The sequence below is a fragment of the Roseibium sp. MMSF_3247 genome (genome assembly GCF_030733765.1).
In the GTDB taxonomy this organism is placed as follows: domain Bacteria; phylum Pseudomonadota; class Alphaproteobacteria; order Rhizobiales; family Stappiaceae; genus Roseibium.
This window is the reverse complement of the sequence record NZ_JASHII010000001.1, coordinates 1,191,412-1,214,526: the sequence shown is the minus strand read 5'-3', so window position 1 is coordinate 1,214,526 and position 23,115 is coordinate 1,191,412. Positions and strand designations below refer to the sequence as shown.

At 52.4% G+C, this 23,115-nt stretch carries 15 protein-coding genes and 1 pseudogene; 4 read left to right on the top strand and 12 right to left on the bottom strand.

Annotated elements, in window-relative coordinates; all coding sequences use genetic code 11:
• Window positions 1-233: 233 nt before the first annotated feature.
• The 12 genes from RBB44_RS05405 to RBB44_RS05355 all read right to left on the bottom strand — a co-directional run bounded on the left by RBB44_RS05405 (window position 234) and on the right by RBB44_RS05355 (window position 15,284).
• A complete protein-coding gene (locus RBB44_RS05405) occupies window positions 234-2,186 on the bottom strand; it encodes an ATP-binding protein (RefSeq protein WP_306149368.1) in 1,953 nt (650 codons plus the stop codon).
• The gene (locus tag RBB44_RS05400) at window positions 2,171-3,067 is read right to left on the bottom strand and encodes a phosphate/phosphite/phosphonate ABC transporter substrate-binding protein (protein WP_306149369.1); all 897 of its coding nucleotides are present in this window, start codon (window positions 3,065-3,067) and stop codon (window positions 2,171-2,173) included. Before RBB44_RS05400 ends, RBB44_RS05405 begins: the two co-directional genes overlap by 16 nt.
• 98 nt (window positions 3,068-3,165) lie before the next feature.
• The gene (locus RBB44_RS05395; RefSeq protein ID WP_306149370.1) at window positions 3,166-4,374 is read right to left on the bottom strand and encodes an HD domain-containing phosphohydrolase; all 1,209 of its coding nucleotides are present in this window, start codon (window positions 4,372-4,374) and stop codon (window positions 3,166-3,168) included.
• Window positions 4,371-5,390, bottom strand: a complete 1,020-nt coding sequence (locus RBB44_RS05390) for an HDOD domain-containing protein (RefSeq protein ID WP_306149371.1) — start codon at window positions 5,388-5,390, stop codon at window positions 4,371-4,373. The genes RBB44_RS05395 and RBB44_RS05390 overlap by 4 nt, the downstream gene beginning before the upstream one ends.
• Before the next feature lie 209 nt (window positions 5,391-5,599).
• Window positions 5,600-6,640: a response regulator gene (locus RBB44_RS05385; protein ID WP_306149372.1), complete on the bottom strand. Its 1,041-nt coding sequence runs from the start codon at window positions 6,638-6,640 to the stop codon at window positions 5,600-5,602.
• A 253-nt stretch (window positions 6,641-6,893) separates the two neighbouring features.
• Window positions 6,894-7,178 (bottom strand): IS200/IS605 family transposase, encoded by a 285-nt coding sequence (gene tnpA, locus RBB44_RS25500; RefSeq protein WP_371932631.1) that lies wholly within the window; start codon window positions 7,176-7,178, stop codon window positions 6,894-6,896.
• A gap of 69 nt (window positions 7,179-7,247) precedes the next feature.
• Entirely contained in the window at window positions 7,248-8,741 is a 1,494-nt protein-coding gene (locus tag RBB44_RS05380) for a bifunctional diguanylate cyclase/phosphodiesterase (RefSeq protein ID WP_306149373.1), read from the bottom strand.
• 153 nt (window positions 8,742-8,894) lie between these two features.
• Window positions 8,895-10,268 carry a sensor histidine kinase gene (locus tag RBB44_RS05375; RefSeq protein WP_306149374.1) on the bottom strand — a complete coding sequence of 458 codons (1,374 nt, stop codon included), beginning with the start codon at window positions 10,266-10,268 and terminating at the stop codon, window positions 8,895-8,897.
• Window positions 10,232-10,771 (bottom strand): heme NO-binding domain-containing protein, encoded by a 540-nt coding sequence (locus RBB44_RS05370; RefSeq protein WP_306149375.1) that lies wholly within the window; start codon window positions 10,769-10,771, stop codon window positions 10,232-10,234. The genes RBB44_RS05375 and RBB44_RS05370 overlap by 37 nt, the downstream gene beginning before the upstream one ends.
• A gap of 417 nt (window positions 10,772-11,188) precedes the next feature.
• The gene (locus RBB44_RS05365; protein WP_306149376.1) at window positions 11,189-13,513 is read right to left on the bottom strand and encodes a methyl-accepting chemotaxis protein; all 2,325 of its coding nucleotides are present in this window, start codon (window positions 13,511-13,513) and stop codon (window positions 11,189-11,191) included.
• Window positions 13,514-13,549: 36 nt separating this feature from the next.
• On the bottom strand, window positions 13,550-13,918 hold the full coding sequence (locus RBB44_RS05360) for a response regulator transcription factor (protein WP_306149377.1): 369 nt from the start codon (window positions 13,916-13,918) through the stop codon (window positions 13,550-13,552).
• Between the two features lie 28 nt (window positions 13,919-13,946).
• Window positions 13,947-15,284, bottom strand: a complete 1,338-nt coding sequence (locus RBB44_RS05355) for a PAS domain-containing protein (protein ID WP_306149378.1) — start codon at window positions 15,282-15,284, stop codon at window positions 13,947-13,949.
• Between the two features lie 1,178 nt (window positions 15,285-16,462).
• Between RBB44_RS05355 and RBB44_RS05350 the strand changes: the two are divergent.
• From RBB44_RS05350 to RBB44_RS05335, 4 genes and pseudogenes are all read left to right on the top strand, one after another.
• Window positions 16,463-17,826, top strand: a pseudogene (locus tag RBB44_RS05350) (transposase).
• A gap of 673 nt (window positions 17,827-18,499) precedes the next feature.
• Window positions 18,500-19,048 carry a heme NO-binding domain-containing protein gene (locus tag RBB44_RS05345; RefSeq protein WP_306149379.1) on the top strand — a complete coding sequence of 183 codons (549 nt, stop codon included), beginning with the start codon at window positions 18,500-18,502 and terminating at the stop codon, window positions 19,046-19,048.
• Window positions 19,045-21,492 carry a hybrid sensor histidine kinase/response regulator gene (locus tag RBB44_RS05340; protein ID WP_306149380.1) on the top strand — a complete coding sequence of 816 codons (2,448 nt, stop codon included), beginning with the start codon at window positions 19,045-19,047 and terminating at the stop codon, window positions 21,490-21,492. Before RBB44_RS05345 ends, RBB44_RS05340 begins: the two co-directional genes overlap by 4 nt.
• 14 nt (window positions 21,493-21,506) lie before the next feature.
• Complete coding sequence (locus RBB44_RS05335; RefSeq protein WP_306149381.1) at window positions 21,507-22,595, top strand: two-component system response regulator; 1,089 nt, start codon at window positions 21,507-21,509, stop codon at window positions 22,593-22,595.
• The last annotated feature ends 520 nt before the right edge of the window (window positions 22,596-23,115 follow it).

Sequence of the window (23,115 nt, the reverse complement as noted above, 5' to 3'; positions counted from 1 at the left end):
TATTGATATTGATTTATACCATATATGATCCGAAATAATATTTCATTTCAAATTATTGATTCATATATCATTTGGTCTGTTTCTATAATCTTCTGCCAATGTCTTTATCATCGACAGCGGGTTTACGGAACTATGCCCGTTTTTAACCGCGGACTTCGAATACAAAGGCCAGGGGCATAATTATCCTGACTGCCCCTGACTCCGTTAAATAAGCCTGCTTTTTGGCTTCAACTTCAAGCAGCCTGGTGCGTTTCAGGCTCGTTGTCCCTTGAAGCTGCCGGAAGCAGCGGCAGGGTGACAACGAATGTGCTGCCAGCGCCCAACTTAGACTGAACGAACAGTTTGCCCTTGTGCTTCATCTCCACGATGGACTTGCAGATCGCCAGCCCCTGACCAGTTCCTTTTCCGGGCGGTTTGGTTGTGTAGAACATGTCGAAGATCCGCCGCAGAGAGTTGCCCGGGATCCCTGGGCCATTGTCCGTGACACTGATAGTACAATGCGTATCGTCCTGCGACAGGTTGACCGAAATTTCGCCCATGCCGCCGACATAGTCTTGGGATTGCGCATTTTCCGAGATCGCATCGGCGGCATTGACTATGAGATTGATAATCACCTGCGAGATATCGCCGGGATAACAAGGGACCATGACCTCGCCGCTGACCGCTTTAAAGTTCAGCTCGGCACTATGGCGCCACTGCGACCTCGAAACGGTGATGGCATTTTCAACAAGCTTAACCATGTCGGTCTCGGTCGTTTCAGAATCGTCAGGATGGGCAAATTCCTTGATCGATTGAACAATCTTACCAATCGAACCGACGCCTTCCGCAGCTTCTGACAAGGCGGAGGGAATTTCGTCTTTGAGGAATTGCCAGTCGATTTCCTCCAGTTTTTTCGATTGTGCGTCGGTCATGGTGTTCCCTTGTTCTTCAAGGTAGTCCGTCAGATCATCAAAGGCTTCTCGGAGGAATTTCAGATTGTCTCCGATGAATTGGGTCGGCGTATTGATCTCGTGTGCTACACCGCTTGCCAAAGTACCAAGAGACTCCAGCTTGTGCGTTTCCATGAGCTCCATTTCAAGCCGACGGTTCATCTCGTTGACTTCCAGCATTTCGGTGACATCCGAATCGACGAGAACGAATCCTCCGCTGATCATCGGGCGTTGTGTGTGGAGGATCATACGATTGTCGCTCCAATGGCTCTGCCACGTTTGTACCTGGCCGGCATCCAAGCGTTTTAGCCGTTCTTCCATCGATTCCAGCTGCCCATCGAGGTCCTCAACCGGGGCGGACGAATATGCAGCCAGCAAGACATCGCGGAACGGCATGCCTTCGTGCCGTTTGTGCCCTGAAAGACCATAGAGTTCCAAAGCAGCCCGGTTCACAAACCGGAGCTCCTTATTGCCTCCGACGATGAATATCGCCTGGGAAACGCTGTTGATCGCATTGTGAAGCAAGGATTCCGCAAACCTACGGCCAGCATCCGCTTCTTCCTTTTCGCTCCTTGCCACTCTTGCATAGTCTGCAAGAGCAGATGACATTTGGTTGAAGGACCGTGCCGTAGAGGCTAGCTCATCATTGCCTTTGACCGGCATGTGATAGCCAAATTCACCCTTTGCCACGCGGGCTGCACCATCTCGCAAGTGATTGAGCTGCCGGGTCAGGATTGTCCCGAGAAAAAAGCCGAAAATAGCGACGATAACGACTTCAATACCTGCGATTGTCAGCATCCGGTTTGTTCCGGCGGCGACCACATCATTGAGTTGGGCCGTCGACAAGCCGATCTGAACCGTTCCAAACCCTGTCCTGCCAACGCTGATCGGTGCACGGACCTCGATGGTATTGTCATACATTTTGGTTTCACCAAAACCGATCTCGGGTGGAGAATTTTCGGCCGGTGCAGCTCCTCCCTCCGACAACACCGTTCCGGCTTCGTTGGTAATGCGCACGTATTGGAGTCCCTCATTGGAGAGGACCTGATCGATAAGCACATCCAATGTCGCTAGGTCGTAAGCAACCACGGCATCGGTTGTCATCGTGGCAAGAAGCTGGGCAGACGTATGCGCGCGGGATTTCAACTCGCGTTCGTTCGACGCGCGCAAATCATGAAGACTGGTCCCAACGAGGATCGCGAGAACGAAGATCTCTATGAGGGCAATGCCGATGATCGTTTTCAGTTTGAAAGACATGTTTCTTCTCCCGCTGACACGATTTCCGTTTGGGCGGAAGTCAGATTTAGTGACCTGACATCGTCCCAGTCGTCATTGGAGGCGGCAACGAAGCCAGTCATTCCAAGGCTCTTGAGAATTTCGCCCTCTCTTATGTCCAGCAGCGCCTGTGCCACAGCGCTGCGGTCTTCAGGCGCGACCTTGGAGGAAGCTGCAAAGGCATGCGGCGTATAGGCATCCGTTTTGTAGAAAACCTTGAGCTGCGCCTTCAGGTCGTCGGGAATGTTGCCGAACGTTCTGCCCACGCCGCCGCCGGCAGGAAAAAGCCCCAACGCAACGCCGCGATAAACAGAGTCGTGCGATTTCACATAAGAAGGTTCAAAGGAAATATTCTCCGCAGCCAGTTCTGCTCTCGGGATCACGCTGGCCCCGAATGCGGCAGGGGAGGGAAAAGCCAGTTCTTTTCCTTCCAGGTGGCTGAGTTCCTCGATATCGCTGTCGGAGCGGGCGACCAAAATACCTTTCAGCTTCTTGTCAGCTTGATGCGCAAAAGCTTGATACCCGGCTGTTTCATGAAACACGGTGTAGTGATAGGGATTCATGTAAGCAAAGTCGTAAGCTTGCGCATTGAGGCAAGCTTCGAAGGTGGGAATGTCTTTGGCCGTCGCAAATTTGAAAGTGTAGCCGGTCCTCGCCTCCAGTTCATCGAGGAGGGGAATCCAGACCTGCGCGAGGCGTGCGGCCGATTGCTGCGGAACAATGCCGAATGTAAGGGTGGTGTCTGCGTTTGCAGGTTCGCTGCCCATCAAGAAAAAAGCGGTTCCGCTTTGCAGCAAAAGGGCCGACAAAGCAGATAACCGCGAAAAGGTCTGAGTTGAGTCAAAAGCTGTCAAAGTGGTCATTGTTCGCTCCTTTCGTTTTTCTCATTGTGTTGAAGAACGGCTGGAGGAACGATCCCCATTTAGGGATACTGCGGGCTCCTTTCTTTCTTGGTAAACACTTAGGAAACGGTCTCGGACCGCTTTTCCTCGCCTGCATTTTGCGGGACTTCGCGCCAAACCTCGATGGAACTGTTTGCGTTCATCAACGTCTGGTTTGATCGGATGCGCTTTAAGGTGATGGGGCTCAACAGGCTTCCGGCAGCCAGCAGCAGCCTATCTTCCGCGTCACGAATATCTGCTGCCAAAATATCTCCCGCGAGCAGCTGCAGGATGGGCACGCTGATCTTATCGGCATTGGGGCTTCCTGCAAAATGCTGGTCTCCGCCCAAAACTTGCCGCATGACTTCAAGCACATTGGGGTCATATCGGGGCGCATTTGCTTCCAGCTCTTCCATGCAGCGCACAAAGGAGGGGGTTTCATCAACCGAAATTTCGGCCAAATCAATCAATGCACAGAGCACGCGCGCAGCCACCGGAATGTCCTCGCCCTTGCGGTCGTCCTCCGGAAATCCGCTGCCATCATAGCCCTTCCGGCAATAATAAATCGCCTCGGCTATGCCCTCCATGCGGGGTATGTTCAGGACAAGATCCCGCGCCATGGCCGCCGCTTCATTGACCGATGCTTTTTCCGCAGGCGAAAGATCAGCCCCTCCAAAATACCGGTCGGCCAGACTATCTGGCAGCGTGAGATATCCCAGAGTGCATAGCATCGCCGAGATCCCCTGTTCCAGGGAGGGCGTTGCATCAAGCGCTTTGTTCACTTTGCGTGCCCAGCGCTGGATTATGGAAGCGCGCAGATGAGCGCGGGGACGGGAAACGGCAATGATGTCGACAAGCATTTTTACGCTACCCGACAAGGTCTGTTCCAGCAGCTCCCGTTCGGCGACGACTGTTTGATGGTGTGCAATACCCTCTTCAATCACAGCCGACAGCCGCTCGGAGTCGCACGGTTTTGTCACAAAGCGGAAGATCCGGCCGTCATTGACAGCGTTCATCGCTGTCTTTTGGTCGTTGTTTCCGGTCAGCATAATCCGCGTGGTCGATGGGGCTTTTTTTGATATGTGACCAAGCAGTTTGATGCCATCAACGCCCGGCATGTTCTGGTCGCTGACCACAACAGCAAACGGACCTTCCGCTTTGATTTTTTCGAGCGCCTCCTGCGGACCATTGGCAGTCGTTACCTCTACCGTCCGGCGCAAGACCCGCTTTGCGGCCTGAAGCACATGAACTTCATCATCGACCAACAGGACTTTTCGATTCTGTGTCATGCCGCCACCTCATTTTTCGAGGGCTTTATTTCACTTTCATAGATTGCGTTAGCGATGAGCCGCGGCCATTTCTCGAAAGGCGCTGCAGCGTTTGATGTTGCAAGCTCGATAAGGGTGTCATGAAGAACCTGCGGCAGGCCAAGCAACACGGTCAAGAAAGCGGCTCTCTTGGCAACCTGGGCCAGTGTGCCAGATGCATCCACTGCACCGCACCTCACCATCAATCCGAGGATATAGGCCGCTGCCAGATGGTCATGATCCTTTGACAATTCCGCGCACTGGTTGCGGCAGGCCCGGGCCAGCCAATAGGCTTCATCGGAGGACTGCTGCGCCTCCGCAGAGGCGCGGCTGTCCTGCCCCAAACGACCTGCAGCAGCTAGATCGCGAAGACGGTCGACGCCGAGGTTGTTGACTGCTTGTTTCACGTTGCAGGTGCTGATCGGCTGCTTGAAATAAGCAGAGTTGCTGAGTTGAAGAACCCGCAGGGACAGGCTCGGGTCCCGTCCCACAATTTGTTGAACAATTGCAATGTCCGCCTCTTCCGCGTCCAAGGCAACACGAAGCGCCTGGAAGGTCGAAGCAGGCGTTCCGAGCTTGTCGAGCATGGACAGCTCAAACACACCGTTCTCAAGCTGGTCGTGCAGTTGGGCATCAACAATGCTGAACAAGACGGCGATGATCGACTCCGGTGAGCATGGTTTTGCCAAGAAACGGTGGCTCCGGCCAACTATCCGGTAAATCTCTTCCAACTTCGCTTCGCCAGACAGAACAACGCGAATGATCTTCGGGTGGTGTTCGGAAATCCATTCGAGCAACTTCGGCCCGTCGACCTCCGGCATGCGCATGTCGGTCACGATGATGTCGATGTTCTCGCGGGTGATAACTTTGACGGCGTCCACTCCGCCATATGCAAAATGCACATCCCATTGATCGCGAAAATGCCGCACGTGTCTGCGCACCGCCCGGAGGATGTTTGGTTCGTCATCTACAAACAAGATACTCACTTTGCGCGTCATCGCGATCAGTCCCTTCCATCTATTTTAAGAAGACGGTAGGAGATCACGACGTCAGCGAGAATCCCCATTTGGGAACAAAGCGCCTGGTCCAATGTTTTTCAGTCGCGAAAATGGAAAGAAAGCCTTTGTGAGCGGTGTACAACCCCGAGGCTGGGAGAGCGGGTTGCTTAGACATCGGATCATTTCGGGCCCATGATCAGCCTGCATTTCTATCCTGACAGCACTTTCTGATGGTCATTGGCCGGAGGCGCATCGGTTCCGTCCTTTGTTGCCTGACCTGTGCGGAGAAGTGTCGCCGGTGTCGTCAAGATCAGTTGCACCAGATCCACCTGCCGACGGACACCTGTCTTGAGAAAGATCCGCTTTAAATAGGTTCGCGCGGTTTCCTGGGTCACATTGCCCTTGGTCGCCGCTTCTTCTACGGTGCCGCTGTTGGCTATTGTCTGCGCAATGACCGCCTCTACCGGAGTCAGGCCGAACAGGTCAATCAAGCACTCCACGGAAGGAGGCTCAAACCGTCCTGGGACCGTGAACAAGACCGCGACGCGTGTCTGGCCAAGAGGCGTGACAACCGCCGTCAGCTGCTCCAGGTCATCCGGGTCCGTCAGGGATATGAACTTGGGAATGGCCTGTGGATCTTCCGCGGCCTTTTTCACGGTCTCGTTAAAGCTGCTACAGCTGCCCGAAGCGTTTACCTTCAACGCGCCCTTGCGGTCCACCACGATGCCGCGATGGGTCTTCAGCACTTCGGCTGCACTGTCGTTGTAGTAGATAATCCGACTTTCACCATCGACTACCGCGACCGCTGGCGACATTGCAGACAAGGCGGCTGTTGCCATGTTTTCGGGCTGTTGCTGTCGGCATTGAATGGCCGAAAGCGCGACGTCGACCGCATCGATCAGGTTCTCGGCAGCGCAAGGTTTTGTTAGGAACCGAAAAACGCATGTCTTGTTGATTGCGTCGATCGCCGATGCCAGATCCGCGTTACCGGTGAGGAGAATAAATTCTGAATCGGCCGTTTGGTGCTGACGCATCTCCGCGATCATTTCGAGACCTGTCATATTTGGCATGCGCAGGTCGCTGACGATGACGTCAAAATGATCGGAGCGAAATCGCTCTACCGCCCTGAGCGGATCCGATTCAAAGAACAGGTTCAAACGACCGCGTTCGCTTCGCAGGCTTCGCCGAAGCGAATCCAGCATGATGGTTTCATCGTCTACGAAAAGAACACAAGGTAGAGCATTTGTCATAAAACTCAGTCTACAGATCGCAGGGTAAAGCAAGTATTTAAATTTTTTATTTTATTCATTGATAATAATAACAATGCGACAGGGACGTATTCGACTTAGGGTAATATTTATTGGAACTATTCTACTACCCGCTGGGACCGGCAGAATTTTCGGAGTGATTCTTCCAGTACTGAAGTCGAATGTTTTCAGCTATAACGCCTGCTGTTGTGTAAAATATGCCGGCGTCCATAAGTGCTTGCCCAATAACGCTTCTTCAACTGCGGGAACTCCCCTCAGATTTTCGTGATGAACATCGTTTTGCATTGCGATTGAAATCGCTCACGGACAGGTTCGGCTGGATCGAGCCAAACACATGCACGAGGTCCCAGCACAAGACACACTTGATGATCTCAACCCGATTTTCACCGTAAACCCGCCGGACAATCTCTTGCACACGCAAACGCGCGTCACACACCAAAGCCTTCAAGCGATACTTTGTCACCCAGACAAGATGGCTCCGATGATAGAAAACACGGTGTTTGCATCGGTCAAAATGCATGATCATTCTTTTCAGCGGCGCCATCGCGGTCCGTCTGGAAGACGGAAGATTTCACCCAAGGCGTAGATTTTAGATCAGTGCTCGCCGATCAAGCGTTTTGTGCACAGTTGAAACATAAGGAGATGAATTCAGATCCATATATGACATTGGCTTCGCATAGAGAAATCCTTGAGCAAATTTGTATCCAAGTTTAGCAAACAAATCTCTCTGTGCGTGCGTTTCAATACCTTCTACAGTCAACTTGGCATTTATTTTTTCAGCAATCGACCCTATAGCTTGGGCGACATGTCGGGCACGTTCACTAATACTTGCTTTAGAAACAAAACTGCGGTCGATTTTCAACTCATCCCAGTCAAAATCGGTCAAATAGGATAACGCAGAAAAGCCTGTTCCAAAATCGTCCAGTGAAATCGAAATGCCCATGGCCTGTAGTTCGCCGAGCACGTCGTAAACTTGACCACCATTCTCTATACAGATCGACTCTGTGACTTCCAGCTTCAGCCGCGAAGGTGGGAGACCGGTTGAGTCCAGAACCTGTGCGACAAAGTCTCGTATCGAGTCTTGAGTGACTTGGAGGGTAGAGAGATTTACCGATACTGTCGGATTCCCGCGCATCGATACAGCATCTTTGCACGCGAGATGCATTATATACCGACCGAGTGCCACTATTTTCCCGGTCCGCTCAGCTGCTTCCACAAACTCAAATGGCGGCACTAGGCCAAGCTCGGGGTGTTTCCAGCGTGCGAGAGCCTCCATTCCTACCATATCCCCATTCAAGATATCGAATTGCGGTTGGTAGACGACGAATATATCCCCCTTCTCGATAGCTGGTTGAATATCGACCTCTATTTGTTGTCTGCGACTCAGATGTTCTTTTGGGTTCAGGGTTCCATGTGTGAGTTTGGCTGCGCCGTTATTTCGTGCTCGCTGCATCGCATTGTTTGCTTCAAGCAACATATCAAGAGCTGCTACTGAATTGTCTTTAGCTAAAGCAGCTCCAAAGTACCCTTCCAAGATTTCATCGAATTCGTGATCCTTACCAACCGCAGTGACAATAGCGACCAGCATATCGCCAACCAGATTGATCTCGATATCATCCTCCACGTTATGGATCAAAAATGAAAACTCTGCCGAGCCGGTGCGCGCCGCAAGATTACGTGTGTCAATTTTGGAAACAAATTTAGATAGCTCTACTGCAACACCTCGTAAAAGAGCATCCCCGCGAAGATAGCCAAACTTTGAATTGATTTGAGCCAAGCCGCTCAGTTTCAGAACGATAAGCCCAAGTTTTAGCTTCTCATGCCTCTTGGAGCAGTTTCTGATCGTGCTTTCGAGGAACCAATTGCGGTCGGGTAGTTTGGTCAATTTATCTGCACTGCAAAAAAACTCGTAATCTCCTCCTATGGAATGGCTTTTTAACGAGTTCCCAGGCTGAAGATTCAACTCGCCGACCGGTTTCGCACGCCGAATGAACGACTGCAAAACACTCTTCATTGATGCTGCCAATCCTGACCGGGCATCTCCCTGGTAAACGGGTTGCGTGTTTTTGTTCCTGCCGGTCATTGATCCCACCCTACATTGTTCTGATGGCCGCAAGTATTGCGGCGGTGTCAACCAGCATTAAAGTTGAAGACCTAGGGCGAGCGATATCCTCATTTGGGGATACTGTTAGGCAAATTCCTCCGATGTGCAGATGTCCTCCCGATGCCGAGGGTGTTATCCAATAGGGAATTTCAAAGTGAAGGTCGTTCCCTTACCGGGTTTGCTGTCGATTCGGATCTGACCACCGTGCTTGACCTGAACGATTTTGTAGACAATCGCGAGGCCTTGCCCGGTTCCCTTGCCGGGCGCTTTCGTAGTGAAGAACGGGTCGAACACGCGCTCCATTGTGGCCTCGTCGATCCCCACTCCGTTGTCGGCGACTGTGACTTCGACCCATTTTTCGGTTCTTGTTGTCCGGATGTGAAGCTGGCCCAACTTGGAGAGTTCTTTTTCTTCAATTGCATCCGCGGCATTGCCAAGCAGATTTATAAAGACCTGATGGAGATCACCAGGATGCCCGATGATCTCGGGAAGATTGTCGGCCAGATCCAAGTTCAGTTCCGCGTTATGTTTCCAGCTGTTGCGCGAGACCGAAACCGTAGTCTCAATGATGCTGTTGATGTCGACCTGTTTTAGCTCGGCGTCGCCCGGATGGGAAAATTCACGGATCGCCGAGACTATTGAGGCAACTTGTTCGAGCCCGTGGAGCGATTGTTCAATCGCCACAGGCGTTTCTTCGATTGTGAATTCGATGTCTTCAGCTTCATATCTTTCGGCGATAGTTTTTGTAAGTTCGGGGAACAGCCCTTGTTTTTCCACTGCAGATTTGAGCGGTTCATAGGCCGCCAGAAGACCTGTCATTGAATCGTAGAATTCCTTTAAGAATTTAACGTTGTCGCCGACATATTGAATTGGTGTGTTGATTTCATGCGCGACCCCGCTGGCCAGGGTTCCCAGAGCTTCCATTTTTTGCGCCTGATTGAGTGTGCGTTCCAGCATTTGTTTTTCTGCTGCGTGCGCCCTGTCTTTCCGGACATCCACAAGGATCCAGAGCAGCAATCCGTCGTAGCCGATATCGGCACAGGAAATGCGAACCGGGATGTTCTCACCTTCAGATCGACCCACTTCGCCTTCGACCGAGCTGTCATCGGCGCGACTTTCAGGACCCGCATGCGCCTTGACCCAAGCTTGAGCTTCACCCTCTTCAGCCAGGAAGGAAATCAGATTTTGCCCACCGACATCACTTTGCGGAACATCAAGCAAAGTCGCTGCAACGGTGTTCAGTCTGACAATCCGGAGCGTATCGTCGGTCAGAACCAGGCCGGAGGAGCGTGCATTGAAGACCGCACTGAGAAGCGTTCGTTCCTTGTCGAATTTTGCAAGGGAGGCAGCGAGATCCTGGTTCGCATTGTAAAGCTCAAGGCTCTTCTGTTCCAAAAGACGTTCTGCCTCCATGCGGGCATTACGCTCCCTTGAAAGCCGTTTGGCCAGGATATCATAGGGAAGACCGGTCAGTTTGGCCTCCTGCTCAATATGAATTTCACACATTGCTCGTCATCGATATCCGGCATTTCAACCCTGTCGACATCAATCGTTTCGCCATAATGGTCGATGGCTCCCCACAGCAAACCTTCCGCGAGGTCCGCCATTCGTCGGCTCGACCTGTAAACCAATGTCAACTGATCATCATTCGCCTGTTCAGCTTGCAGCCGTGGCAATTCTGCTCCCGGATACAACTTACGCACGTCGACATGGATTTGTTCTTCCACTGACGATACGAACTCGAAGGTGTTTGTACAGGCGTTGAAGTAGGCCCCATGCCCTACCTTGAAACTGCCAAGCAGGTGTTTTCCGAACGTTTTCAACAAATCAGCGATCGGTAGGCTGGTTTCAGCATGCAGGCATTTGACCAATCGGACAATCTCCGCCGCATCATAGTTGCCGACCCCCGTATATGCGCCATCATTCGGCAACTCGGCATTGGTAATAATCTTTTCAGTCACCTCGGCACCGAAAGCTTCGTCAACCAAGGCAAAGAACTCGTTGAACACGATTCCTTTCATGAGCTACCCCTACTCGTTTTATTTAACACTTCACCAAAAGTAATTCGTGTAGATCGAAAATATTTCATTAAATCGAATGCGTTATTTTTGGAAAAACACAGTTTCTATTGCGATTTTTCGAACAGATAAAAACAAGTCTGATCGTTCAAGTGTGATAACAACATGCTTGCATTCCACTGGCGCCATTGAGACTTGGTGTTGTATTCATTTGCCCGCGCCCTTACGCAGGTTCGGTAACCGCGATCAACACGATGTCATTCTGCTCAGGCTGAGAGGAGTAGTGCTCGGACGTTGCAGCGCCGGGTGTTCCGTTGGAATCACCCGGAGCTCGAACAAAAAGAGCGATAAGATTCGGTCCGAAACAGAGATCAGCGCCAATGACCGCTGATCCTGAAACCCGCCCAATTACGCAGCCATAATAGTCAACTGCTCAAGCTTCATGTGCAATTTGGCGATGTGGTCCCGCTTGAGAGGGAACTGCAACATGGTCCCGCCCGCCTCGGTTTGTGCTACCCGCGCCTGGATGGGGTCATTGAGGAACTCGGTATAAAATTCCACTGGTGTTCCTGGCTCGGCTTCTAGCATGGTGTCGATGTGGCAGGATGCGGAAGAAATCTGCCGCAGATTCACAGCCATGGACCGCCCGGAGAGTATTACTGTTGCCGGCCAATCGACTTGGAAAATGCGATAGGTTTCGTCGTCGCCGCGATTTGCGATTGCATCAAGGAACGTTTCCACCTCCGTCCCGAGCAGCATGGCTTCGTCGTAGACAACGGTGCTTCCGGATTGAACACTGTCTGCCGTTTCAGCACTGGTATCAGCATTGGTCTTCATCAGCGTGACGCTGTCCTGCACCCGTGAGGCATTTTGCGCGACCGTATCCATACTTTGCGCAATTTCAGTAGTGGCATCTTTCTGCTGGCTTACCGAAGCTGCAATGCTGACAGCTGTTTCTGTCACTTTGCCGATCGCGTCATAAATTTCGTTTAGGGACGACTCAGCGCATTGGGCCGTTTCTTGCACAGCGGTGACTTGTTCCCCAATTTCCGCTGTGGCTTTTGCGGTTTGGGCAGCCAGCTCTTTAACTTCCGTCGCCACAACAGCAAACCCTTTGCCGGCTTCACCTGCGCGAGCCGCTTCGATTGTTGCATTGAGAGCGAGAAGGTTGGTTTGATCCGCGATTGCCCGGATCAGTTCAACCACACTGGTGATCTGGGTCGAAACCTCCAGAAGACGATTGAACTCATCCCTGGTTTGCTCGGCCTTTGTTGAGGCTTCAGATGCCACATCGGCAGATTGGTTTGCATTGCGCCGGATTTCCTCAATGGACGAGATCAGCTCTTCTGCGGCAGAAGACACGGTCGCAACCATGGTGGTTGTTTCAGACGCGTCCTTGTCCAGGACCGCAGACTGGTTGGCAGAGACTGCCGAGATTTCGGTGAGGGATTTCGCCGATGTCGACATTTCCGACGACGAGTGCGACATTCTCTGGAAAATCCCGCGAATTGCGTTTCCAAAGACCCCGATCATTTGATCGAGTTCGTCGCGACGGCGGGATGCCGTTTCATCGCTTTGCATTTGCTCTTCGCGCATCCTTTCGCGCTCGACCAGAGCTTCGTGAAAGACGATAATCGCCCGCGTCATTTCGGCGATCTCATCATTGCCCCGTGGCGGCGCGATTTCCAGATCCAGATTGTTGTTGGTCAGGCTCTTCATGACCGCAACAAGCTTTGTCACCGGTTGGCTGATCAAGCGGCCGAGACCGAAAGCCGTAGTGAAGCCGATGATCAAACCTGTTATTGTCGCAACGACTGCAAAAATCATCGCGGTCTTTGTCTGGGCGTGAACCTGTTCCTCGATCTTGTGCTCCAGAGACATGGCGATCCTGTTGATTTCGTCGAGATCGTGCGAAATCACTCCGGCCTCTTCCACCATGACTTCCTTTTCAAGACGCTGAATATCAATATCCAGGACGCGATAACGGTCTAGGGCGGCAACATAGACGTCCAACTGCGTGAGAGCGTCCTCGACCAGTGCCTTGTCGTCGGCGGATATACCAGTCAGGGCGTGGTCGGTCAGATCCTTTCTCACGCGATCGATCTCAGACATCGCAAAATCCAGATCATTGTCCTGATGAGAATAAACGAACCGGTTCGCGTGATCGCGGGCAATCAGGACGTGGATCAGCGCGTCGATAACAATATTCAGCGTTTCGCTCGGTTTTCCATCGACGATTTCGGCGTCCAGGATATGACTGAAGACCAGCTGCAAGTCCTTTTGCAGCGCATCGCCTGCTTCGGTGAGATTCCCTTGGATCAGGTCATTTTGTTCGTCACGTTCCTGGGCGAGTTTCACAAAGTTCTTCCAGTAGATCTTAATGTGCTTGTCCGCGTCTCTCAGTCGTTCCAGCTCCTGTTCGTTATCGATAAGCAGGAGCTTCTTTTCGATCAGGCCGGACGCCGTTTGGTAGGCCTTTTCGGCCGCGGCCATGTTTTCAGTGGTCGAACTGGATATGAAATCCTTGGTCCGGCCTTCCAGAATTGCAAATGAACGGGTGATTTCACTTGTAGCGGCAAGCACATTGCCTTGTTCGGAGAATTCGGTGAATTCTTCGTCTAGCAAGTCCAGCGTGAAGACGAATGTGCCACCGAGACCGCCCAGCAGGACAAGCAGGACGCCGAATGCGCAAAACAATTTGTTCATCAGTCTGAGATTTAAGAACCAGGTCATGAAACGCTCCTGTTTTTTACTTTTTGTTTGCCGTCGTCACGCGGCGAGCAACTCTTTCACGGTGCTGATGAGCAAAGCATTTTCGATCGGTTTTGCGAGAACGGCATCGGACTTGACCATCGCCAGCCGGAGGGCTTCTGATGGGGAGATCCCTGCACCACCTCCGGACATGGCGACCACTTTCATCTGTTGCCGACTCTCTTTGAGAGCAAACACAACATCTGTCCCATCGGAGTCCGGCATCATGATATCGGTCAGAACAAGATCAAAATCCTCGGTAGTTGCCAGTTGAAGACCTGACTGTCCATCGGCAACGGCAGTCACATCGTGGCCTTCCTTTTCCAGGATAGCTGTGAGGGCGTGCTTAACCGCGGGTATATCGTCGATAAGAAGTATCTTGGCCATTGGACCTCTCCTTTTATTTTGAAGAATTTCAGGTGATGGGAAGCGTCAGACGAACACGGCACCCGAACCCGCTCGTCCGGGTGCTTCTCAGTCCCGCCTCAATCGCGAGAGTGCCGCCGGCTTCAGAGATTATGGTCTTGACGATGTGCAGCCCTAATCCGGTTCCGTCCTTGCGCCCGTGCGTAACGAAGGGTTTGAGAACGTTAAGCCGATCTGCTTCCGGAATGCCCGGCCCGTCATCGGAGATGCAGATCTCGCACAGGTCAGGCGTGGCGGAGGAAACGTCAACGCGTACAGTGCCGCCGGTGCCGGTTGCCTGGGCGGCGTTCAGCACAGTGTTCATGATCACCTGAAAAAAATCTGCTTCCGTTATCACAGCCTTTGCGGCGCGCACGTCTTTGCCGATCTGAAAGTAGAGCTGGACCTTGACCGGCAGCAGGACCTGCAAGAGCTTGTGAGCCCTGTCCAGCGCGGCCGAGATGGGTGTCAGACGGCCGGCAGTTTCAGAAACGCCCTTGGTCATCGCCAGAAGGTTGTTTGACAGGTCTGCGGCCCGCATCGTGCTTTCGCGAACGATCTCGAGATCATTGCGAATGCGCTGGTCGGGCATCTCGGGCCCATGAAGAGCCAAAAGACTAATCGCCGGTTGGAGGAGATTGTTCAATTCATGCGCCAATGCTCCGGACGCCAGACCCAGGGCCTCAAGCCGGTTTTCAACTCTGTCATGTTGCGCGCGAAGCTTTTCTTCTGTGATGTCCCGCTGAATGCCGAGATAGGCCACAAGAGACCCGCCAGCGTCAAAGACCGGTGTGAGTTTCAAGGCGTTGACAAAGGGCTGGCCGTCCCGCCGGTAGTTCAGGATTTCGAAGGCACCGCTTTTTTGCTGGCGCACCGTGTCGGCCAGATTTCTGACAACATTCGGATCGGTTTGCGGGCCTTGCAGAAACCGGCAGTTCCGGCCAATAACTTCCCCTGCTTCATAGCCGGTCGTCTCCGTGAAGGCCGGGTTGACAAAGACCAGGGGCATGTCCGGACAGGTTGCATCGGCTATGCTGATCGTGTCCGGCGATGCTTCCAGCACGGCGGCAAACATCTCCAGGGCGATGGCCGAGAGATTGAAGGGGGGGACTGCACCGCCTTCAGACCTTGCCGGGCGTTTTAGGATACTCGGTTGGCCGGTCAGGCAGGCGGCCATCAAGGCGTTGATGCCGGTGGCGTCCGTGTCGAACCCTTCGATAGCCCCCCCGGCCCCGAAGATATGGGGTGCTCGGCCTTGCGGGCCAAACACCTGATGTTCGGGCCGGGTCCTCAGCATCTCTTCGGCTGGATCCGTGTGGATCTGCCCTGTTGCTTTCCGTCGCAGCATACATCTTTCTCCAAATTCGCTCGAAAGATGCAGAAACCGGAAGGCCTCACCAATTCCCAAATGGGGAGGTTCGAATGGTTCCGCGCAGGCCGGCCCCCTCTTGTCTTCCCACGCCTTTAACGACGCTGGATTTTTCAAAAAAAAAACAATTTGTTACAGTTCGAGAGGGTTCTTTCGGGAGGGCGCCATTGCGGCGGTTTCCGGAGTCGATCAAGGATTCTGCAAAGGCCGGTTCTTAAAAAATCACCCAATCAAGCGGCCTTATCCGGAATCGAGGAGGCACTCACCGCAAAAATCGAATTTTATCTGACACGTTCAAAACGAAGGTTCAGCTTAAGGCTTTGCGTAGTGACAAGATAATCCACGAGATCGCAGCCAGGTGACAGGTACACCCGAACCAGATGCGCGCGCAGAAATGTCGGGCTTTTGTAGGATTGGCGGATGTGTTCGCCGATGGTGGCATTTCCGATGGACCGACGGAAGCGGAGGTGAAGGAGTTGCAAGTTAAGATCGGGAGCTTACCGTCAAGAACGATCAATTTCACGACGCTTTTGCGCCTATTCGCTTAGCCGCAACTCCAATCAGTTTGTACACGAACCCGCTTTGAGCAAGTTCCGAAATCAAAACGCCAACACCCTTTCAAACATAAATGTCGCCACCCATAGATGTGCTGAACACGAAGCTGGACGAGATTCGATAGGATCTACCTTATAACGTGTGCTTTGCACTGGATGCCCTGATCAGCAAATTAGACGCGTTGAGTCGGCAGATCGATGGGATCGATGCCCGACTGGCTCAAATTCACAAGACCAATGTGATTTGCCGCTTACTCGCCACCATACCGGGGATTGAGCCGGTTCCATCCACGCCGCCGACGGAAGGGAGCAGGAAGGGTGCCTAATTATCGATCAAACTGGAGAAAACTGGCCAGTTTTTCCAATAGAAATCTCTTTGACTCGACTTCATTGCGAGCCGAAGACTGCGAACCAGTTGGTAGAAAAGTTCCGTTCTTTAGAGTGGCAGGGGAGCTTTGGTGTTTCCCAGGCGAACCGACTTTGCTCAGGCTAAGACCGAACGCAGGAGTAAGGTTACTCTGAGCTAATTTTGTTGAAAAACTAACTGTTGCGATCGGTTTTGCTGACTGATTCAATTGCCTAACTGGCGGAGGATTGAATCGGATGATGGGATCTAATCAGGAGTTTCAAAGTTCTCTTTTTTACGAGTTTTCCGTGGATGAGCATGTACCCGGGAACCATCTGCTTCGCTCGATTGACCAGTTCATCGATCTTTCTGACGTGCGAGACCATCTAAAGCTCTTTTACAGTCACACCGGTCGCCCGTCGGTTGACCCCGAACTGATGATCCGGATGCTGATCATTGGTTATACCCATGGCATTCGTTCGGAACGGCGCTTGTGTGAGGAGGTGCATCTCAATCTGGCCTACAGGTGGTTCTGCCGCCTGGATTTGACCGACGCGGTGCCTGATCACTCTACCTTTTCCAAGAACCGGCACGGTCGTTTTCGGGGCAGCGATCTGTTTCGCAAGGTCTTCGAGACTGTCGTGGTGCGTTGCATTGCCGAGGGTGTCGTTGGCGGCGAGCGGTTTGCCACCGATGCCAGCCTGATTGCAGCGGACGTGAACAAGCAGACCTCGACAAGATCAACCCGGAAACCGCCGCACGTGCCGTGCGCGAATACCTTTTGGCTCTTGATGATGAAGCCTTTGGCGCCGCCACCGATGTGCCCCCCAAGTTCACGTCGCATGCCGACCCGTCCAGTCAGTGGACAGCTGCGCATCACGGTCCGGCTTATTTCGCCTATTCAAACAATTACCTGATCGACACGGACCATGCGATCATCGTTGATGTAGAAGCGAGCCGCTCGGTTCGCACCGGTGAGACCCATGCCACGATCTCCATGATCGATCGGGTGAAGGAGCGCTTCGATCTGTGGCCGGAACGGCTTATCGCCGACACTGCCTATGGCACCGCCGAGTTCTTGAACTGGCTTGTTGAGCACCACGGCATCGAGCCGCACATACCGGTGTTTGATAAATCAAACCGGACAGATGGCACCTTCGCGCGCGACGACTTCACGTATGATTATAAGGCTGACGCCTACATCTGCCCGGCCGGCAAACAGCTGCTCAAAAGCCGGCGCGCGTTTCAGACGATCCGTCAGAAGCCAAAGGACATAGGTTTTACAAAATATGGCGCTTTGAAAGCAGACTGCGATGCATGCGCCTTGAAGGAAAAGTGCTGTCCCAAGAACTCCCCACGCCGAATTACCGTTTCCGAATTTGAAGGCGCACGGCAAATGGCGCGAGACATTGCCAAGACCGAAGAATACGCAATCTCATGCAAGCTCAGGAAAAAGGTGGAGATGTTGTTTGCCCATCTCAAGCGCATTCTCGGTCTCAGGCGGCTCAGACTACGAGGACCAAACGGAGCAAACGATGAATTCCTCCTCGCAGCAACCGCCCAGAACCTTAGAAAACTCGCAAAGCTCTTCCCAATCGTACAAACAACGAAGCCTGCATGACAGAGCCAGGCGTTTGTCAAATCTTGAAACCGCTTTCTAACAACTTGAAAGAAGACTTTTTCAACGGAATTAGCTCAGAGCCGACGTTTGCTGTAAGCGGCACCAAGGTCAGCAATGGGCCGATTTTGACGCTTTAAAAATTCGGCAGACCGGAAAAAACGGCCCAAAGAGGTCATTGATACACCTGATAACGAAGGTTTGCTCCCCGCCCAAAATTCGACTTTAGTGGCTGACGCAACCGAACATCCAGACGCGGAGACCCCGGAAAATCACCCCCACTGTGTCCGAAGCCGTAGGGGAGGAAGACCGTGACCGAAGGGATCATGCGTGATCGGCTCGTGAACAGCAGGGCCACAGGCGAACACGACGAACCGATTTAGATCTATCCTCTAGAGATGATCCTCATCAAAGGAGCGTTCAAAGCCGAAAACCAGATGCATTGCTGATTGCTCTCAGAGACTGGCGACGACAAGGGCGAACGCACCTAAAAGCGCCTTTGTGTCACGCCTACCGTGTTGCGCGGCGACAGGACAGGCCCAACAAATCTGGACTTTTCAGTTTTCGGGCCGCGTCGGCACCTTACTCGTAAAAATGTACGCATTTAGAAATTCGCAACTGCGGTACCTTAGAGTTTCCGACGTGTCCGATTGCATGGTGATGTTGGGATCAAGAAATGCTTGGGGTTGTTTTTACTGAATTCATGGAGATGGTCGAAGATGTCTTTTCCTTCGACATGGCCGACAAGGTTTTGGAGATCTCAGGCGTAGGATCCGATGTGGGATTCACCGCAGTTCAAGACTATGATCACACCTTGATGGTAAAACTGGTCGCTGCCTTGAGTAAGCAAACGGAAATGCCAATCGACGACCTCATTCAAGCTTTCGGAAAGCATCTATTTGGCCGTTTTTCGATAACGCATTCTCATTTCTTCAATGAGGCCACAAGTTCTCTAGACTTTCTCGAAAATATCGAAGATTATATTCATGTCGAGGTCAAAAAACTCTATCCGAATGCGAAATTACCAACCTTTGACTGCATACGGCATTCTGATGACTGTTTGGAAATGAATTACCGTTCGGTCAGGCCATTCGGAGACCTGGCTCACGGTCTTATTCTTGGGGCTGGTCAACATTTCGACGAGACGCTCGAGGTGGAAAGAACGGACCGGAATGGACCGAACGAGGTCCAATTCCTGGTGCGGCGGATTGGCGCGACACAATGACTGGGTCGGACGAAACCAAATGGCGCAACCGATTTGAGCGGGAACGCAAAGGTCGGAAAGAGGCTGAAGCGCTCCTGCAAAACAAAAGCCTTGAGCTTTACAAAAAGAACAACGAATTACAATCAACGCTAAGAGATCTTGAGGGTCTGGTCAGCGAACGCACAAGAGAAATTGAAAATGCTATGGCCGATCTGGCCAAAGCCAGTCAAGCAGCAGAGGGCGCAAACCGGGCGAAGAGCAATTTCCTGGCCAACATGAGCCACGAAATCAGGACGCCGATGAACGCAATTGTTGGCCTCAGCCACCTCGCTTTGCAGACCGAACTAGATCCCAAGCAGCGTGACTATCTCCAAAAAATCCAGAATGCGTCGAAAACACTGCTTGGCATTATCACCGACATTCTCGACATATCAAAAATTGAAGCCGGCAAAATGACAGTCGAACACATTCCGTTCGACTTATTTCAAGTTCTCGATCAAGTCGTGACTTTATCTTTGCACAAGGCGCAAGAAAAAAAATTGCAATTCATTCTTGATGTTCATCCCGATGTGCCGCCAGATCTTAAAGGTGACCCGCTGCGGTTAGGTCAGGTTCTGACCAATCTGGTCAATAATGCTTTGAAGTTCACAGAATTTGGAGAGGTCGTTTTAACCGTACAGCCGGAAACACGTGGCAACGATCAGACCGTCCTTGTCTTTACCATCAAAGATACCGGAATCGGACTCTCCCAACACCAGATCGAAGATCTGTTTAAGCCGTTCAATCAGGCCGACCTGTCGACAACACGAAAATACGGTGGAACGGGTCTTGGCCTTGCCATTTGCAAACAACTCGTCAAATCGATGCAAGGGACCATCTCGGTCGAGAGTGAGCCGGGTCGTGGCAGCGCGTTTACAATCAAGATACCCATGGACCACGCAGATCGAGATGGCGGAATTTCAAATCTCGATACAACGCTCACAGCCGGGCGCAAAGCCCTCGTTGTGGACAGCAACACAACCGCCGGCAAGATCCTTTCAAGAGACCTCGAAAGTCTTGGAATGGAGGTTGTTCTGGTCTCCGGCGCAGAGCTGGCGCTCGACTTGATCCGTTCAGCTTCAAGAAATTTCGATCTGGTGTTTACCGAATGCACCATACCCGAAGGTATGGATGGGATCGATCTGGTCCGCGAGGTTCTGGCCGACACACAAATCCAACCCCGACCGCTCCTTTTCCTGACGACAACCTCGAACCGCTGCGAACCCTGGAAGTCCCTGGACGGAAAAGTGACCGAAGAGAACGTCCTACACAAACCCATTAACCGCCGATCGCTGTTTAACCTCTTGAACCCCCTTTTTGGCGGTGAACCAATCCGGCACCAGCTACCCGCTACTCGCGGAAAAAATTTGGAAGACAGTAACCTGTTGCTCGGCGGGCGCGTTCTTGTTGCAGAAGACAATCATATTAATCAGCAGGTGATATCCGAGCTTCTGGAAGAACTTGGCATATCTGTCACTTTGGCAAGCAACGGTCAGACCGCCGTCGAAGCCATGCAGGCAGATCAGAGTTTCGATGTCATTTTGATGGATGTGCAGATGCCCGTTCTGGATGGTTATCAGGCAACCCAAATACTGCGCTCCAATCCAGCGACGCAAAACGTTCCTGTCATCGCGCTCACGGCAAATGCAAGCAGTGAGGACAGGGAGAAGTGCTTGAAGGCCGGAATGAACGATTATCTTCACAAGCCGGTGGAACCTGACACGTTGCGGGAAAAACTGTCTCACTGGATTCCGTCGCGCGATGCGCGCGACGGCCCTCGCCCGCTGAACGCGGCGCCTGGCAAAACCAGCACCGCCGCTCTACCACAGTATCTCCCTGGTATTAATCTGCAGATAGGCAAGCACTTCGTAAACGGCAACGAACACGCCTATGCGAAGCTGCTGCGGCAAATGTGGCAAGACCACTCGACGGCAGACCTCCTATTGCGCGATGCAATAACGGCCAACGATAAAGACTTGGCAGTGCGTACGGCCCACACGATGAAAAGCCTGAGCAAAACGCTCGGCGCAGAAGAGCTGGCCGAGGTAGCTGGGTACCTCGAACTCAAGCTTAAACAGGGGCTAGACACGATCGAGGCATCGGATGTCGAAGCATTCACAACGCATTTGCAATGCGTCATGGACGGGCTTTGGCAATGGTGGCAGCAGGACCCGTCGGACCAAGTCTCTCCTACCGGGCAAATGCCGATTGCTGAACTGCTTGAGCGTTTGACTGACCTTGAGGTGGCACTGCTGCGGGGGGACAGTGCGGCCGAAGATATATTGAATGACGTGAGTGCCAGCGTGCAAGCCTATGCCAATCGGACCGATACCCAAGACTTGATCGATGCGATCGATCAGTTCGAATTCGATGATGCATTGACCATTCTGGCAGGTTTGAAAGCCAAACTATCTGCAGCAGCATAGGACCCAGACACACCATGGACCGGAACACAATCCTTGTTGTTGATGACGAACGGGTCAACATAAACGTTCTTGTGGAACTTTTGCGGGACGACTACCAGGTTTTGGTTGCAAAAGATGGCGACCAGGCACTCAAGCGCGCCAACGGGGATCAGCCGCCCGATCTCATCCTGCTGGATGTGATGATGCCTGGGATAGATGGCTATGAGGTTTGCCGCAGGTTGAAGCACACGCCTGAAACCGCGGACATTCCTGTCATATTCATTACGGCCATGGGAGAGGTCGAAAACGAGTCCCATGGACTGGAGCTCGGCGCTGTCGACTATATCACCAAACCGATTTCGCCAGCTGTCGTCAAGGCGCGGGTGCGGACTCATTTATCCTTGCGCCAAGCGCGTAATGAATTGAAGGACCAGAACAGAAAACTTGAAGTCAAGGTTGCCGAACGCACTGAAGAGTTGCGCCATATTAACGAGGAGCTGCTCAACACCCGCCTTGAGATCATTCGCCGGCTAGGCCGAGCCTCGGAGTACAAGGACAACGAGACCGGGCTCCACGTTATCAGGATGAGCCATTATTCCCGTATCCTTGCTGCGGCATACGGTATGCCAGCTGAACAGGTCGAGATGCTCTTCCAGGCCGCCCCGATGCATGACATCGGCAAGATTGGCATCCCGGACCGGATCCTGCTCAAGCCCGGGAAACTGGACGATGACGAGTGGCGTCTCATGCGCAAGCACCCTGAAATCGGAGCCGGGATTATTGGCGACCAGGACAGCCCTCTCCTCACGGTCGCACGGTCAATCGCCCTCACACACCATGAAAAATGGAATGGTCAAGGATATCCGCACGGTCTGAAGGGCGAAGATATTCCGATAGAAGGGCGCATATGTGCGGTTGCAGATGTGTTTGATGCCCTAACAACGGCGCGTCCGTACAAGGCGGCCTGGCCGGTTGAGCGCGCAGTCAAGCTACTCGAAGAGGAAGCGGGCGACCATTTCGATCCAAGCTTAGTACCTTTGTTCATTAATAACCTGGATGCCATCCTGGCTATCAGAGATAAATGGGCTGAAAAAGAAAGCGTTTTAGAGGATCCGGTTCAGTAAACGGTGCGTTGATCATTTTGAGGACATCCAACCCTCGCGATAGGGTGTGCGTCTGGGTGTGATGCATAGGGTTGAGCCTCAATAGTACAAATGCACGTTCCAAGCCTGTTTATCCAATTGAGAACGGTATTCTGAATTGCAACTTTTAATTGCTTCCACTTGCACGTTTTCGATTGAACAAACTGATCAAATCCCGCGCCGGAGCACCAGCATGCCGGATAGCGGTGACGATGCTTGAAAGTCCATCCGCGTGACTTAAGATCTCGTCGGCGCAAAAGTCCTTTGCCGCTGCCATTTGTTTATCATCGGACTGGTGTACAAGAGCAATAATCTGGAAAGGCGATGCCGAAAGCCAGCGTTTGCGTAACTCCTGAAGAGCTTCATCCGTGGCATCGCTAAAGTCGACTAAAACAGCGTCAGAACCGCTAATCGATAGCGGCGTTACATCTTGTGGCCTGAAATAACTGACTGAAAAATACAGCCCAAGAAATTTGCAGGTTGCACTACTCTCTAGGTCGGC